The sequence below is a fragment of the Micromonospora olivasterospora genome (assembly GCF_007830265.1).
Taxonomy (GTDB): domain Bacteria; phylum Actinomycetota; class Actinomycetes; order Mycobacteriales; family Micromonosporaceae; genus Micromonospora; species Micromonospora olivasterospora.
This window is the reverse complement of record NZ_VLKE01000001.1, coordinates 999,390-1,013,371: the sequence shown is the minus strand read 5'-3', so window position 1 is coordinate 1,013,371 and position 13,982 is coordinate 999,390. Positions and strand designations below refer to the sequence as shown.

The following is a 13,982-nucleotide window of genomic DNA, read 5'->3' as shown; positions in this document are numbered from 1 at the left end:
GGCGTCCTACGATCCTCGGGTGACCGCTGCGGACCGTGCTGGTCTGGACCTGTTCGTCGAGATCGCCCGCCAGGGCCCCCGGCGTGCCGCGGTGGAGGACGCCCTGCGGGAGGCGATCCGCTCCGGGCGGCTACCCGCACGGACCAGACTGCCCTCGTCGCGGGACCTGGCCGGGCAGCTCGGGCTGGCTCGGGGCACCGTCACGCACGCCTACGCCCAGCTTGTCGCCGAGGGATGGCTGGAGGGCGCAACCGGCCGGGGCACGTGGGTGGCTGACGGGGCGGCGGCGCCGCTGCGCACGCCCGCGCCGCCGGCGACCCTGCCGCCGCCGGCGGCGTACGATCTGCGGCCCGGCCGGCCGGACGTGGCCGCGTTCCCGCGTGAGGCTTGGGGCCGCGAGCTGATGCGGGTCATGCGGGACGCGCCGGCTGCGGCCTTCGGGTACGGCGATCCGCGCGGCCGGCCGGAGCTGCGTGCCACGCTCGCCGCCTACCTCGGCCGGGTGCGCGGCGTGCGGGTCGACCCGGCGCACCTGGTCGTCTGCTCCGGGTACACGCAAGCCCTGAACCTGCTCACCGACGTGCTGGCCGACGCCGGAGCACGCACCGCCGCGATGGAGGACCCGGCGATCCCGCAGCACGTGGCCGTCGTCGGCCGCCGGCTGTCGATTGTCGACGCCAGGGTGGACGCCGCCGGCATCGTCCTGTCCGGCCCCGCCCCGGACGTGGTCGTCTGCACCCCCGCGCACCAGTTCCCGCGGGGCGTGACCATGGCCCCGGCCCGGCGGGCGGAGCTGCTAACGCTGGCGAGCAACGACGGCACCTGGATCATCGAGGACGACTACGACGGTGAGTTCCGCTACGCCCGGCCCGCCGTCGGCGCGCTCCAGGGCCGCCGCCCGGACAAGGTGATCTACGTCGGGACCGCCAGCAAATCGCTCGGCCCGGCCGTCCGGCTGGGCTGGATCGCCTGCCCGCCGGAGCTGGTGGAACCGCTGACCGCGGCCAAACAGCTCGCCGACCGGCAGACGGGCCCAATCGACCAGCTCGCCCTCGCCGGATTGATCGACTCCGGCGCCTACGACCGGCACCTGCGCGCGGCGCGGTCGTCCTACCGCCGGCGTCTCGACGCGCTGACCACGGCGGTGGCCGACCGGCTGCCCGGTGCCCGGCTGGCCGGGGTGGCCGCGGGCCTGCAGACGATCCTCGAGATCCCCGGCGCCGACGAGCGCGACCTGCAGCAGCGGCTGCGAGCGGCCTCGGTGCACGTGCACGTCCTCGGCGACTACCTGCGGCACACACCTTCGGACGGCCGGCACGCGAGCCTGGTCATCGGCTTCGCCACCCCGCCGGCACACGCCTACGGCCCGGCGGTCACCACGCTGCTGGACACACTCGCGCCGTAATCCGGGCCGAGCACCCGGCGGGTAGTCGGCTCCTCGGCCCAGGACATGTCGACCGCACACACCTCGGACAGGTCGAGCCCGGGAATGTCCGGCCCATAATCTTGACCGATTCCAGAAAAGTGAGCAGACTGCGTGACGTGGCCACGCCCCTGGACTTCCAGCGGATGCTGCGCGGGGCCGCGTTGCGCGTCACCCGCCCCCGGGTGGCGGTGCTGAACGCGTGCCGGTCGTGCGGTCTCGTCGCCGACGTCGACTGCGCCGTCGGCGAGACGCCCTGCCTCACCGCTTCCGACGACAACGGCTTCTCCATCGACGAGGCCGAGGTCGTCTACTGGGGCCGCTGCCCCGACTGCTCCTGATTCCCCTGGTCTGCCGAGTCACGGAAGGAACCTGATGTCCGAGAACCATGACGCCGTCGTCCACGACGCGGAGGCGGGCAGCGAGTCCCGCTGCCCGGTCGCGCACGGACGCGCCCCCCACCCGACCCAGGGCGGCGGCAACCGCGGCTGGTGGCCCAACCAGCTCAACCTGAAGATCCTCGCCAAGAACCCCGCCGTGGCGAACCCCCTCGGCGGGGAGTTCGACTACGCCGAGGCGTTCAAGAGCCTCGACCTCGCCGCCGTGAAGCGGGACATCGCCGAGGTGCTGACCACCTCGCAGGACTGGTGGCCGGCCGACTACGGCCACTACGGCCCGTTCATGATCCGGATGGCGTGGCACAGCGCCGGCACGTACCGGATCAGCGACGGCCGCGGCGGCGCGGGCGCCGGCCAGCAGCGCTTCGCGCCGCTGAACAGCTGGCCGGACAACGGCAACCTCGACAAGGCCCGCCGCCTGCTGTGGCCGGTCAAGAAGAAGTACGGCCAGAGGCTCTCGTGGGCCGACCTGATGATCCTCGCCGGCAACGTCGCCCTGGAGTCGATGGGCTTCAAGACCTTCGGCTTCGCCGGTGGCCGCCCGGACGTCTGGGAACCCGACGAGGACGTCTACTGGGGTCCCGAGACCACCTGGCTCGGCGACGATCGCTACACCGGCGACCGGGAGCTGGAGAACCCGCTCGCCGCCGTCCAGATGGGCCTCATCTACGTCAACCCCGAGGGCCCGAACGGCAACCCGGACCCGATCGCCGCGGCCCGCGACATCCGCGAGACGTTCCGCCGCATGGCGATGAACGACGAGGAGACGGTCGCGCTGATCGCCGGCGGGCACACCTTCGGCAAGACCCACGGTGCGGGCCCGACCGACCACGTCGGCCCCGAGCCCGAGGGCGCCCCGATCGAGGAGCAGGGCTTCGGCTGGCGGAGCAGCTTCGGCACCGGCAAGGGCGCGGACACCATCACCAGCGGCCTCGAGGTCACCTGGACCACGACGCCGACGGCGTGGAGCAACAACTTCTTCGAGAACCTCTTCGGGTACGAGTGGGAGCTGACCAAGAGCCCGGCCGGGGCCCACCAGTGGAAGCCGAAGGACGGCGCGGGCGAGGGGACCGTCCCCCACGCCCACGACGCCTCGAAGCGGATCGCCCCGAACATGCTGACGACGGACCTCGCGCTCCGGTTCGACCCGATCTACGAGCAGATCTCGCGGCGCTTCCTGGCCAACCCGGACGAGTTCGCCGACGCCTTCGCCCGGGCGTGGTTCAAGCTGACCCACCGCGACATGGGTCCGATCCAGCGCTACCTCGGACCGGAGGTCCCGACCGAGACGCTGATCTGGCAGGACCCGCTCCCCGCGGTCGACCACGAACTCGTGGACGCCGCCGACGTGGCCGCCCTCATGGGCCAGATCCTCGCCTCCGGCCTGACGGTCGCCGAGCTGGTCTCGACCGCCTGGGCGTCGGCGTCGACGTTCCGCGGCAGCGACAAGCGCGGCGGCGCCAACGGCGCGCGCGTCCGCCTCGCGCCGCAGAACGGCTGGGAGGTCAACAACCCGGACGAGCTGGCGCGGGTGCTGCGTACCCTGGAGGGCGTCCAGGCGGCGTTCAACGCGTCCCAGACCGGCGGGAAGAAGATCTCGCTCGCCGACCTGATCGTGCTCGCCGGTGGCGTCGGCGTCGAGCAGGCCGCCAGGAACGCCGGCTTCGACGTCCAGGTCCCCTTCACCCCGGGCCGCACGGACGCCTCGCAGGAGCAGACCGACGTCGAGTCCTTCGCCGCGATGGAGCCCACCCACGACGGGTTCCGCAACTACCTCGGGAAGGGCCACCGCCTGCCGGCCGAGTTCCTCCTGCTCGACAAGGCGAACCTGCTGACCCTGAGCGCGCCCGAGATGACGGTCCTCGTCGGCGGTCTGCGCGTCCTGGGCGCGAACCACCAGCAGTCGTCGCTGGGCGTCCTCACCGCGACCCCCGGGTCGCTGACCAACGACTTCTTCGTCAACCTGCTCGACCTGGGCACGACGTGGAAGCCGACGTCCGAGGACGCGAACACCTTCGAGGGGCGCGACGACGCCACGGGCGAGGTCAGGTGGACCGGCAGCCGGGTCGACCTCGTCTTCGGGTCGAACTCCGAACTGCGTGCGCTCGCGGAGGTCTACGCGAGCGACGACGCGCGGGAGAAGTTCGTCCGCGACTTCGTCGCCGCGTGGGTCAAGGTGATGGAGCTCGACCGGTACGGCCTCGCGTGATCCCGCCGTCCGGGCCGGTCCGCACGGGCCGGCCCGGACGACGTGGCGTGGCTGCTCCAGACCGCCCCGGCGACCATCCGGACTGAGCGCGGCGAGGCTCGCACGCCGGGTACACCGCCTGCACCGCCAGCTCGATCGCCCTGGCCGCGCAGGCCCGCAAGTACGGCCTCGGGCTGGTCTTCGCCACCCAGGCGCCGAAGGGCCTGCACAACCAGATCTCCGGCAACGCCACCACGCAGTTCTTCGGCCTGCTCAACGCCCCGGCGCAGATCGACGCCGCCCGGCAGTTGGCGGAGGCGAAGGGCGGCCGGCTGCCGGACATCGGGTCTCAGTACGCCAGCTCGACGGGCCGCCCGAGCAGCAGGGCGCCGTTGTTGCCGAGCCAGCCCTCGGCCGCCGCCGCGTGCTGGGAGAAGGTGTGGATGTCCCGGAAGCGGCGCTGCACCGGGGAGGAGTCGCGGGCGGCGCCGCCCCCGGCGGCCCGGTAGCAGACGTCCACGGCGCGGGTGGCGGCCTCGGTCACCCAGGGCAGGCTCGCCGAGATCCGCGGATGCAGCGCGGCGATCGCCGTCGGGTCGGCGGCGCCGGCCGCCTCGTGCAGGTCGTCGGCCAGCGACCGGACCAGCGCGCGGGCCGCCCGGACGTCGAGGTCCGCCCGGCCGAGCTGCACCCGGAAGGCCGGCGAGTCGGCCAGGGACTGCCGGGCGTAGAGCCGCTGCCGGCCGCCGTCGAGCAGCGCCACCATCTCGTCCAGCGCGCCCTGGGCGATGCCGACGGCCACCGCGCCCAGGTGCAGGACGAACTGCGCCAGTGGCGCGAGGAACCCCGGCCCCGGTACGCACGGCGTGCCCGCGAACAGGTCGAAGCTCAGCTCCGCCGGGCAGAACACCGAGTCCACCGCCACGTCGTGGCTGCCGGTGCCGCGCAGCCCCAGGACGTGCCAGGTGTCCACCACCTTCACCCGCTCCGCGGGGAAGAGCATCGAGCGCAGCTCCACCGGCTGGCCGTCCGGGCCGGGCAGCGGCTGGCCGTCCCCGGTCAGCACGCAGTTGCCGAAGATCCAGTCGGCGTGCCGGGACCCGCTGGCGAACGCCCACCGCCCGGTCACCTGGAACCCGCCGTCGGCGAGTTCCGCCCGGCCCTGCGGGGCGAACCCGCCGGCCACCACGACGTCGGGCCCCTGCGCGTAGATCTTGTCGAACCGGTCGCGGGGAAGCATCGCCAGCAGGTGCGGCGTCTCGGCCCCGATCATCACGGTCCAGCCGGTCGAGCCGTCCGCCCGCGCGAGGGACTCCAGCACCGCCAGCCCGGTACGCGGGTCCGCCTCGTACCCGCCGTGGCTGCGCGGGACGAACATCCGGAAGCAGCCGGCGTCGCGCAGCCGGTCGAGCAGGTCGGCGGGCAGCTCCCGGGCCGCCTCGATCTCCTCGGCCCGGCGGGTCAGCTCCGGGGCCAACTCCCGCACGGCACCGGTCAGTCGGGTCCGGTCCTGGTCGTCCATCGTGTCGCCTCTCGCTCACGCCCGGCCTCGCGGCCCCACCACACGGATGCTCGCCCGCCGGGCGTCCCGGAATACAGGGACGTCGGTACCGCCGGGCCGGGAAGCCGGCGCGCGCGGAAACTTCCCGGGCGGTCGGGACGGGGCGCACCAGGCGGCCGGGACGCCGGGACGGGCAGGCTCGGCGGGCCGGCGGACCCGCGCCCGCACCGCGACCCCGACAGCCACTCACCCACCGGGAGGTACCCCGTGTCCGTCACCGCGCAGCCCGCCCTGCTGATCGTGGCCACCCAGGTGGTCCCGCTGCAGTACCTGGCCCTGGTCCCCGGCGGGCTCTGGCTGACTGTCGCGGGGCTGACATTCGGCCTGGAGCGTCGGGGGATCGGCAACTGACGCCGCGACTGCCAGGATCGGATCATGCTGATCGAGTGGGCGCCCCGGGCGCCGGACGCGGGGGCGGCCCGCGGTGACCGCCGCCACCCGGCCGCCGCCTGGGCCGTGCTGGTCGCCTGTGCGCTGCTGGTCGCCGGTACGACGCTCTGCTGGGCCTTCGCCCGCCGCCCCTGGGGGCTGTCCCAGCTCTACTTCCTCGTCGACTTCACCGACTGCGCCGTGTACGGGGCGGTGGCGTGGCTGATCCTGCTGCGCCGCGCCCATCCCGTGGCCTGGCTGCTCGCGCTGACCGGCGTCGGCGGCGGCGTCTCCGCCCTCGGCGCCCAGTACGTCGACCTGCTCCGGGTGTACCCCGGGCTGCCCGACCCCGACTGGCTCACCTCGGCCCGGCACTGGGGCTGGGCGCCGGGCATGCTCTCGCTGATCGTGGTGCTGCCCTGGCTGGTTCGGGAGGGCAAACTGCCGGTGGGGTCCCGGGCGGGCGTCGCGGTGGGCGGCGCCGTCGTCGGCTTCTTCGAGCTGTTCCAGCTGACCTGGCCGGGCCCGGGCGGCACGGGCTCCGACTCGCCGCTGCCGATCCCCAGCGCCGCCTGGGCGACGCTGACCGAGCGGGCGCAGCCCGTGCTCGCCGCCCTGGTGGCGGTGCTCGGGTTGGTCGCCGCCGCCGGGATCCTGTGGCGGCGCCGGGTCGCGCCCGGCGTCGAGCGGGTCGGGCTGGGCTGGCTCGCCGTCGGCACGGCGCTGCTCGCGGTGAGCTTCGCCCCGGTGGCGCTGCCCCGCGACTGGGACTGGCTGGTGCTGTCGTGGCTGCCGCCGGTGGCGATGCTGGCCGCGCAGGCGTTCTTTCCGGCCGCCGTGCTGGCCGTGGTGCTGCGGCAGCGGCTGTGGGGGATCGAGATCCCCGTCCGCCGTACGCTGGTCTGGTTCCTGCTGACCTTCCTGCTCGTCGCCGCGTACGTCGTCGGGGTGACCACCGTGGACGCCCTGCTCCCGGCCAGCCGGGCGGTGCCCGGGGTGCTGGTCACGGCCCTGGTCGCGGCGGCCGTGCAGCCGGGCCGGTGGTGGGTGCAGCGGCGGGTGGACCGGCTGATCCACGGTGCGGCGGCCGAGCCGCTCGGGGTGGTGCGCGGCGTCGGCGACCGGATCAACGCGAGCGAGGACCCGGCCGACGTGCTCCACGGGGTGGCGCAGGCCCTGACCGACCTGCTGCGGCTGGGCGCCTGCGGGATCGAGGTGGACGGCCCGGAGCCGTGCACCGCCCACTGCGCCTCGGCGGGGCCGGCGGGGGAGCCGCTGGTGCTGCCGCTGCGGCGGGGCGAACGGGAGGTCGGGCGGCTGACCGTGTGGGCCCGGGCCGGCGAGCGGCTGGACGGGCGTACCCGGTCGGCGCTGGTCGACCTCCTGCCGTTGGTGTCCTCGGCGGCCAGCCTCGCCGCCGCGAGCCGGGCACTGGTCGCCTCCCGGGCCCGGCTGGCGGAGGCCCGCGACTCGGAGCGCCGCAAGCTGCGCCGGGACCTGCACGACGGGCTGGGCCCCGCGCTGGCCGGGATCGGGCTGGGCCTCCAGGCGGCCCGTAACCTGATCGGCGCCGACCCGGCCGGGGTCGGTCCGCTGCTCGACCGGCTGCGCGACGAGACGGACCAGCGGGTGGAGCAGGTCCGCGACCTGGCCCGCGGACTGCTCCCGCCGGTCCTCGGCGAGCGGGGGCTCGCCGCCGCCCTGCACGAGTTGGCCCGCCGGTACGACGGCTCGGGGCTGGCCGTGCTGGTGGAGGCCGTGCCGTCGCCGCTGCCCGAGCCGGTGGCCACCGCCGTGTACGGCATCGTGGCCGAGGCGGTCCGCAACGCGCAGCGGCACTCCGGGGCGGCTACCTGCCGCGTCGTGGTCGACCACGACGAAAACGGGCTCGTCGTGCGGGTGGCCGATCCGGGGCGGGGGATCGCGGCGGACGCCCCGGCCGGGGTGGGCATGCTGTCCATGCGGGAGCGGGCGGAGGGAATCGGCGGCGTGTGCGAGATCGGCCCCGGGGAGCAGGGCGGCACGACGGTCACCGTACGGGTGCCCGCCGACCGCCTGCCCCCGTACGAGGATGACCGGCCGGCCGCCCCCGAGCCGGCGTCGCCCCCACCTGTGCTGGCGGCGGTGCCGGTGGCGCGGTGCGGGCGAGCGGAGGCGGTGCGGCGGTGAGCGGTGAGCAGGGCGGGCAGGAGGTCATCCGGGTGGCGGTCGTCGACGACCACCCGGTGTTCCGGCTCGGCATGTCGGCGCTGCTGGCGTCCACGCCGGGGCTGGAGGTCGTGGGCGAGGCGGCCGACGCCGACGAGGCGGTGCGGGTGGCCGCCCTCCGGCAGCCGCAGGTCGTCATCATGGACCTGCACCTCGGCGACGGGCGCTCCGGCGTGGAGGCCACCCGGGAGATCGTCGCCCGGTACCCGGGCACCGGCGTGCTGGTGGTGACGATGCTGGACGACGACGACTCGGTCTTCGCGGCGCTGCGGGCCGGGGCCCGCGGGTACCTGCTCAAGGGCGCCGCCCCCGGCGAGGTGGAGCGGGCGGTCCGGGCGGTGGCCAACGGGGAGGTGCTGCTCGGCCCGGTGGTGGCGAGCCGCGCGATCGGCTTCCTCGCCGGCGGCCGCGGGGGCGGGCGGGCGCCGTTCCCCGAGCTGACCGACCGGGAACGCGAGGTGCTCGACCTGGTCGCCCAGGGACTGGGCAACGTCGTCATCGCCCGGCGGCTGACGCTGAGCCCGAAGACGGTGCGCAACCACCTGTCGAACGTGCTGACCAAGCTCCAGGTCGCCGACCGGGGCCAGGCGATCCAGCGGGCCCGCGAGGCCGGCCTGGGCCAACCCTGAGAAGGCTCTCCGCCTTTCCCCATATGCTCGGGCCATGGAACTGCGGATCTTCACCGAACCCCAGCAGGGCGCCAGCTACGACCAGCTGCTCGCCGTGGCCGGGACACCTCCCGCAGCCGGCTCGGCACCCTGATGACGGCTGCCACCTTCCGGCTGCCCGGCCCGCTGGCGATCACCGTCGCGCAGGTCGACCAGATGAGCGGCGGCCGGGTCGAGCTGGGCATCGGCACCGGCTGGTTCGCCGAGGAGCACACCGCCTACGGCATCCCGTTCCCGGCGGTGGGGGAGCGGTTCGACCGGCTGGAGGAGCAGCTCGCGGTCATCACCGGGCTGTGGGAGACCCCGGCCGGCCGGACGTTCGACTTCCCCGGGAAGTACTACCCGGTGGCCGACTCGCCGGCCCTGCCCAAGCCGGTGCAGCGGCCGCGCCCGCCGATCCTGCTCGGCGGCAGGGGGCCGAAGCGCACGCCCCGCCTCGCGGCCCGCTACGCCGACGAGTTCAACCTGCCGTTCGCCTCGGTCGAGGACACGGCCGCGCAGTTCGAGCGGGTCCGCGCGGCCTGCGCCGAGGCGGGCCGCGACCCGGGCACCATGCGCTGGTCGAACGCGCTGGTGTTGTGTTGCGGCCGCGACGAGGCGGAGGTGCGCCGCCGCGCCGAGGCGATCGGCCGGGACCCGGCCGAGCTGCGCGGGAACGGCCTCGCCGGCACCCCCGCCGAGCTCGTCGACAAGATCGGCCGGTACGCGGCGACCGGCAGCGGGCGCATCTACCTCCAAGTGCTCGACCTTGCCGACCTGGACCACGTCGAGCTGGTCGCCGCCGAGGTCATGCCGCAGGTCTGAGCCGCGTCCCGTCCCGCCGGGCCGCCTCCCGACTCCCGGGAGCCGGCCCGGCGGCGTATCGTTCCCGGACGATGCCCGGCCTCGCATGGGTCGCCGGGCCAGCGGCGGGAGGGCGACGTGGGCGAGCGGGAGCCGGTGGTGGCCGTGCCGGGCCGCAACTGGGCCGGCAACATCCGGTACGCCGCCGCGCGGCGGCACCGGCCGTCGACCGTGGACGAGCTGCGCCGGCTGGTCGCCGGCAGCGACCGGATCCGGGCGATCGGCACGGGGCACTCGTTCAACCGGCTCGGCGACACCACCGGCGACCTGGTGTCGCTGGCCGGGCTGCCGCCCACCGTCAAGATCGACCGCGAGCGCGCCACGGTTACCGTGGCCGCCGCCGCGCGCTACGGCGAGCTGGCCGCCCGGCTGCACGCCGCCGGGTACGCCCTGCCGACCCTGGCGTCGCTGCCGCACATCTCGGTGGCCGGCGCGGTCGCCACCGCCACCCACGGCTCCGGCGTCGGCGTGGGCAACCTCGCCACCGCCGTCTCCGCCCTGGAGCTGGTCACCGCCGACGGCGACCTGCTGAGCGTACGGCGGGACGCCGACGGGGACCGGTTCGCCGGGACGGTGGTGGGACTGGGCGCGCTGGGCGTCGTCACCCGGGTCACGCTCGACGTGGTGCCCACCTTCGACGTGCGGCAGTACGTCCGGCTCGGCCTGCCCCGCGTGGCGCTGGACGAGGCGTTCGCCTCGGCGTACAGCGTCAGCCTCTTCACCGACTGGCGCGGCGACCGGATCGGCCAGGTGTGGCGCAAGCAGCTCGCCGACGAGCCGCCGCCCCCGGCGGACTGGCTCGGCACGACGGCGGCCGGCGAGCCGTGCCACCCGGTGCCCGGATTGGCGGCGGCGAACTGCACCGCCCAGCTCGGGGAGCCCGGCCCGTGGCACGAGCGGCTGCCACACTTCCGGCTCGGCTTCACCCCGAGCAGCGGGAACGAGCTGCAGTCGGAGTACCACGTGCCCCGGGCGGCGGCGGCCGAGGCCCTGGCCGCCCTCGACCCGGCGCGGGACCGGATCGCCGAGGTGCTCCAGGTCTGCGAGCTGCGTACGGTCGCCGCCGACGGGCTGTGGCTGAGCCCGCAGTACGAGCGGGACAGCCTGGCGGTGCACTTCACCTGGATCGCCGACGCCGAGGCGGTCGCCCCGGTGGTGGCCGAGGTCGAGCGGCGACTGGAGCCGTTCGCGCCCCGCCCGCACTGGGGCAAGGTCTTCGGGCTCGACCCGGCGGCGGTCGCCGCCGCGTACCCCCGGCACGCCGACTTCGTGGCCCTGCTGCGCGACCTGGACCCGGCGGGCAAGTTCCGCACACCCGACCTGGACCGCTACTTCCCCCGCTGATTCCCTATCGAGGATCGGTTGTCAAGAGGGCGGGTTGCTTGACGGTCCGTGACGGTGTCGCGGAGGATTCGGGTGGGGAAGGTCGCCTCGTTCGTACGCTTCGAGCGTCTTTTTGATCATGTCCCGTGAGGGCTTGGTGAGGGGCCTTCCCCGCCCTGCGCTTGGTGCTGCGCCGCCTGCGGCGGATCTCCTCGGTCACGGTCCACTGCTGGGCGATGATCTGTTTCGCCTGCTGTGGGGTGACCGGCGTGCCGTCGACGTCGCAGATCACGTACGGCATGCGGCGGCGCATCACGGTCCAGAGCCGTTCGGCGAGCCGGGCCGCGACCACACAGCTGGCTTTGAGGTGTTCGGCACCGCGTTCGACCATCTGCTGGTGGTAGATGCGCGCGAGCTGCGGGTCCTGCTTGCGAGCCCAGTCCGCGGCCCGGATCAGAGTGGCCCGGGCCAGCCGGGAGCCGGCCTTGGACATCGGCTGGCCCTTGCGGTCGGTGTCACCGGTCTCTGACGCGCGCGGCGCCAGCCCGAGGTATGACTTGAAGTGCGCCGCGGTGGGGAACCGGGCGGCGTCACCGATGACCGCGGTCATCGCCGGTCCGCCGACCTCGGCCAGGCCGGGCAGGCTACGGGCCAGCTGCATCGGGTCGACCCACCGGTAACAGGTCTCCCGCTCGGCCGCGTGCGCGGCCAGCTCGGTGGCGATAGCGCGTAGTAGCCGCACCTCGGTGGCGATCTCGGCGGCCAGGTCGGTGAACGCGACCGCCGGGTGATCACCGTAGAGGTCGACCGCCGCTTGGGCGGCGACCAGCCACTGCTCGGCGCGCGCCGCGCCCTGGTGGTTGTGGGACGCCTTGACGATCAGCGCGGTCAGCCGGGCCCGGCCCAGCCGCAGCAGGGCACGCGGGTCGGCGTAGCGTTCCAGCACCGCCAGGTCGGCCTTGCCCAGATCACCGGTCAGCGGGGTGCACGGCATCACCTGCCGGACCAGGTCCTTGATCCGCACCTTGTGCTCGGACGCGGCCATGGTCAGCCGGTCACACGCGCGCACCCGCCGGTCCAACGCCGCCGCTGCCGCATCCGGCAGTTCGAGGGGCCGTAGCCCGTCCGGGTCGATCAACGGCAAGCGTGCCAGGGTGTCCGCGTCAATGCCGTTGGACTTCGCATGCCGCGACAGGAACCGGCGCAGATCCGCCGCCTTCGCACTCGACACCCGGAACACCAGGTGCCCCCGAGCGGTGAAGAACACCGCGATCGGCAGCCACGCCGGCCCGGTCGGCTCGATCACCACCTCCAACCGCGTGCCCGGCGCCGCCCCGGCCAACGCCGCGGACTCGATCATCGACAAGCTGTCCACCGTCGGCTCGCACCGCCGCCGGCACACCTCCCGTCCGGCCTCGTCACGCACCCGTACCGTGTGCGCCGACGCGATCCCCAAATCGATACCGACCAACCTGCGCTGCATCTACCGCCTCCCCGGCACATAAACATCTACCTGCTCCGGCGATCCGCGCAGGTCAACACCGCACGCCAGCCACGGTCCCAAGGAGGCAGAGCAGTCCGACGACGGCTCCCACTCATGTGCTGCAACCGGACCCGGCCTCGCAGGGCCGGCCCACTTCCCTCATCCGGGACATCCGTGGCCAGACCAGCGGTAGCAATCAGCGGTACGAGGCTCTCCCTCAGACCCCAACTCGTCGCCACCCACCGGACCAACCGGGATGCTCATCCAATCCCAGGACCACCGGGCTGATCAAGCACCGGAGTTCCTTACATGACCCGGTGCCCGGCACCCCTCGCCCCGCGTCCGGTGTTGGGGCGGGCGCGTCAGTGGCGGGCGCCGCGCGCCGTTGTCTGGTCGCGGAGGCTGCCGCGTTGTACGGCGCGGCTGATGTCGCTGGGCGACACGATGCCCACCAGGCGCTGGTCGGTCACGACGAGTGCCCGGCCGTCGGCGCACCGGCTGAGCCGGGGCAGCAGCTCGGTGAGCTGCTCGTCCGGGGAGGCCAGCACCAGGTCCTCGGCCCGGCAGGCGACCTCTTCCAGCCGGGTCTGGTCGCGGCGGTCGGCAGGGATGTGGCGTACCCGGTCGAGGGTGACCAGGCCGATCGGCCGGCCGCCGTCCTCGGTCAGCGGCAGCGCCGAGTGCCGGTACGCGAACAGGTGGTGGTCGACGAAGTCGCGCACGGTCATGTCCCCGGTGGCGGTCTGCGGCTGCGGCGTCATCACGTCGGCGACGCGGACGCCGCGCAGCGCACTGCCCATCCGGGCCTGCCGCTCCTCCATGCCGGCCGCCCCGATCAGGAACCAGCCGATCAGCGCCAGCCACAACCCGCCGGGCCCGGCCCCGCGCAGGAACTGCCACAGCCCCAGCGCGATCAGCGCCGCGCCGAGCACCCAGCCGGCCCGGGCCGCCACGACCGACGCCTTCGTCCGGTCGCCGGTGGCCTTCCACACGGCGGCGCGCAGCAGCCGGCCGCCGTCCAGCGGCGCCGCCGGCAGCACGTTGAAGATCGCGAGCAGCACGTTGATGCCGGCGAGCCAGGCCAGCGCCCCGACCGCGAGGCCGTGCACCCCGGACACGGAGAGCAGCGCGGCGATCCCGCCGAAGACGACGCCGATGATCAGGCTGACCAGCGGCCCGACCCCGGCGATGCGCAGCTCCGCCCCGGGATCGCGGGCCTCGCCCTGCAGCTCGGAGACACCTCCGAACAGCCACAGCGTGATCCCGCCGACGCCGATGCCGTTGCGTTTGGCGACCACCGCGTGGGCCACCTCGTGGGCGAGTAGCCCGAGGAAGAAGACCACCCCGGCGATCAGCCCGGCCAGCACGTACGCCCAGACCGGTCGCCCGGGGTACGCGCGCGGGAACTGGCTCGCGGACAGTCCCCAGACGATCAGCCCGAAAATGACCAGGACGCTCCAGTTGACGCCGACGGGTACGCCCGCGACCCGGCCGATCCGGAAGCTCGCCCTCATGGGC

9 protein-coding genes and 2 pseudogenes are annotated in these 13,982 nt (G+C 74.4%); 8 read left to right on the top strand and 3 right to left on the bottom strand.

Translation table 11 applies throughout. The annotated features are described in order from the left end of the window. Window positions 1–19 precede the first annotated feature (19 nt). From pdxR to katG, 3 genes and pseudogenes are all read left to right on the top strand, one after another. A complete protein-coding gene (pdxR, locus tag JD77_RS04320) occupies window positions 20–1,405 on the top strand; it encodes a MocR-like pyridoxine biosynthesis transcription factor PdxR (protein WP_211372482.1) in 1,386 nt (461 codons plus the stop codon). A 221-nt stretch (window positions 1,406–1,626) separates the two neighbouring features. After that, a pseudogene (locus JD77_RS04315) lies at window positions 1,627–1,764 on the top strand (transcriptional repressor); the annotation flags it as partial. A gap of 34 nt (window positions 1,765–1,798) precedes the next feature. After that, window positions 1,799–4,030, top strand: a complete 2,232-nt coding sequence (katG, locus tag JD77_RS04310) for a catalase/peroxidase HPI (protein WP_145773140.1) — start codon at window positions 1,799–1,801, stop codon at window positions 4,028–4,030. A gap of 328 nt (window positions 4,031–4,358) precedes the next feature. Here the strand turns inward: katG and JD77_RS04300 are convergent, their stop codons facing one another. Next, the gene (locus JD77_RS04300) at window positions 4,359–5,531 is read right to left on the bottom strand and encodes an acyl-CoA dehydrogenase family protein (protein ID WP_145773139.1); all 1,173 of its coding nucleotides are present in this window, start codon (window positions 5,529–5,531) and stop codon (window positions 4,359–4,361) included. A gap of 246 nt (window positions 5,532–5,777) precedes the next feature. Here JD77_RS04300 and JD77_RS31865 point away from each other — a divergent pair, with 246 nt between their 5' ends. The 5 genes and pseudogenes from JD77_RS31865 to JD77_RS04280 all read left to right on the top strand — a co-directional run bounded on the left by JD77_RS31865 (window position 5,778) and on the right by JD77_RS04280 (window position 11,002). Continuing rightward, window positions 5,778–5,921 (top strand): hypothetical protein, encoded by a 144-nt coding sequence (locus JD77_RS31865; RefSeq protein ID WP_170286378.1) that lies wholly within the window; start codon window positions 5,778–5,780, stop codon window positions 5,919–5,921. 24 nt (window positions 5,922–5,945) lie between these two features. Further along, on the top strand, window positions 5,946–8,108 hold the full coding sequence (locus JD77_RS04295) for a sensor histidine kinase (RefSeq protein ID WP_145773138.1): 2,163 nt from the start codon (window positions 5,946–5,948) through the stop codon (window positions 8,106–8,108). Next, on the top strand, window positions 8,105–8,776 hold the full coding sequence (locus tag JD77_RS04290; RefSeq protein WP_211372481.1) for a response regulator transcription factor: 672 nt from the start codon (window positions 8,105–8,107) through the stop codon (window positions 8,774–8,776). The genes JD77_RS04295 and JD77_RS04290 overlap by 4 nt, the downstream gene beginning before the upstream one ends. An 87-nt stretch (window positions 8,777–8,863) precedes the next feature. Next, window positions 8,864–9,619 (top strand): annotated as a pseudogene (locus JD77_RS04285) (TIGR03560 family F420-dependent LLM class oxidoreductase); the annotation flags it as partial. Between the two features lie 144 nt (window positions 9,620–9,763). Further along, window positions 9,764–11,002 carry an FAD-binding protein gene (locus JD77_RS04280; protein ID WP_145777414.1) on the top strand — a complete coding sequence of 413 codons (1,239 nt, stop codon included), beginning with the start codon at window positions 9,764–9,766 and terminating at the stop codon, window positions 11,000–11,002. Between the two features lie 4 nt (window positions 11,003–11,006). Here the strand turns inward: JD77_RS04280 and JD77_RS04275 are convergent, their stop codons facing one another. After that, on the bottom strand, window positions 11,007–12,464 hold the full coding sequence (locus tag JD77_RS04275; RefSeq protein ID WP_145773137.1) for a transposase: 1,458 nt from the start codon (window positions 12,462–12,464) through the stop codon (window positions 11,007–11,009). Between the two features lie 362 nt (window positions 12,465–12,826). Continuing rightward, on the bottom strand, window positions 12,827–13,978 hold the full coding sequence (locus JD77_RS04270; RefSeq protein ID WP_145773136.1) for a site-2 protease family protein: 1,152 nt from the start codon (window positions 13,976–13,978) through the stop codon (window positions 12,827–12,829). Between the last annotated feature and the right edge of the window lie 4 nt (window positions 13,979–13,982).

Coding starts and splice junctions, on each gene's coding strand:
- katG (WP_145773140.1), top strand. CDS start 1,799: ATGTCCGAGAACCATGACGCCGTCGTCCACGACGCGGAGGCGGGCAGC.
- JD77_RS04300 (WP_145773139.1), bottom strand. CDS start 5,531: ATGGACGACCAGGACCGGACCCGACTGACCGGTGCCGTGCGGGAGTTG.
- JD77_RS04295 (WP_145773138.1), top strand. CDS start 5,946: ATGCTGATCGAGTGGGCGCCCCGGGCGCCGGACGCGGGGGCGGCCCGC.
- JD77_RS04275 (WP_145773137.1), bottom strand. CDS start 12,464: ATGCAGCGCAGGTTGGTCGGTATCGATTTGGGGATCGCGTCGGCGCAC.
- JD77_RS04270 (WP_145773136.1), bottom strand. CDS start 13,978: ATGAGGGCGAGCTTCCGGATCGGCCGGGTCGCGGGCGTACCCGTCGGC.